General features: G+C 73.2%; 1 protein-coding gene. It reads right to left on the bottom strand.

Annotation, left to right across the window (positions count from 1 at the left end):
* Positions 1-1281, bottom strand: a 1281-nt coding sequence (locus tag CWC38_RS11755) for a glutamyl-tRNA reductase (protein WP_121846885.1), incomplete at its 3' end; no start/stop codon positions are given.
* Positions 1282-1461 lie beyond the last annotated feature (180 nt).

Here is a 1461-nt window from a genome sequence, read left to right on the forward strand (position 1 = left end):
GGCTTCTGCGGCGGGGGTCCGCGCGGCGTCGTCGGAGCCGTGCGGGGACACGACCTCCAGGCCGTAGAGCGCCTCCAGGCCCGTGATGTACTCGTCCGCACGGCCCTCCGCGGCCAGTTGGCGGGCGCGCACGGTGGGGGTGTGCAGCAGGGACTTGACCATGCGCCGCATGGCCATCTCGATCTGCTCCTCCGCGCCGGTGCAGCCGTGGTGCGTGCGGACCTTCTCGAGCTCGGCGTCCAGGACGGCCATGGTGTGCTTGCGCAGGGCCACGATGGCCTGGTCCATGCTCCGGGCGTTCTGCGCCGCCTCGAATCCCGCCGCGGCGCGCTCCACGATCTCCCGGGCCGCGCTCACCGACTCCCGGGTCTCCTCCGGGGCGGCCACGCGCACGGACTCCAGGGTGATCAGCTCCACGTCCGGCAGGTCCGCGACGGCGGGGTCGAAGTCCCGCGCGAGTGCCAGGTCGACCACGGTGCGGGGACCGCCCGGGAACGCGGACGCGGGCATGGGGGCGGATCCGCCGGAGCAGCCGATGACGACGTCCGCGCGGCGCAGGGCCGCGGGCAGCTCGACCCCGGTCACGGGGGAGCCGCCGCGCTGGTCCGTGAACTGCTCCGCGCGCCCGGAGCCCGAGTAGACCTCGATGTCCGCGCAGCCGCGGTCCCGCAGGGCGGCCATCGTGGCTCCTGCATACGCTCCCGTGCCGAACACGAGGGCGTGCCGACGGGGCCAGTCCCCGGGGGTGATGTCGTCCGCGAGGTCGAGGGCCACGGAGACGATGGAGCGGCCACGCTCTCCCAGGCCGGTGTGGGCGCCCACCTCCCGGGCGGTGCGCGCGGCGGCCTCGAAGAGCTGCACGAGGTGGCCGGAGGCGGTTCCCGACTGCCGGGCCTGCGTGAGCGCGCGGCGCACCTGGCCGGTGATCTCGCGTTCCCCCACCACGGCGGACTCGAGTCCGGAGACCACGGTGAACAGGTGCCGGGGCACCTCGGGGCCCTGGTAGGCGTCCATGGTCTCCAGCACGAAACGGGCGTCGAGACCCGCCCGTTCCGCGATCCGTGCGGCGAGCTGCTGCTGCGCGGTGAGGACGTCGCACGGGCCGTGGTCGGGGAGCTCACCGTAGAGCTCCAGACGGTTGCACGTGGACAGCGTGACGGCCCCCTCGAGCGCACCACGGGCCACGGCGTCCTCGGCCACTCCGAGGGCACCGGTGCTCAGCCGCGCGACGGTGTTGAGGTCCACGGACCGGTGCGATGCGACAAGACAGAAGAGAACCACAATCAAGCCATCCTAGAGGAAGTCCTTCTCGTGCGCCCAGCATAGCCACCCGCGGGGCGGCTCCCGGGTCCCGCTGGTGCGCCGCACCCGCCGCGGACGGTCCGTCATCAAAACGCGTCGGTGCCCTTTGGCACAATGGGAGGCACTATGGCACCCCACAACGAGCGTCCCGCAGCGTCC

This window comes from Kocuria tytonicola (assembly GCF_003687455.1).
GTDB lineage: Bacteria > Actinomycetota > Actinomycetes > Actinomycetales > Micrococcaceae > Kocuria > Kocuria tytonicola.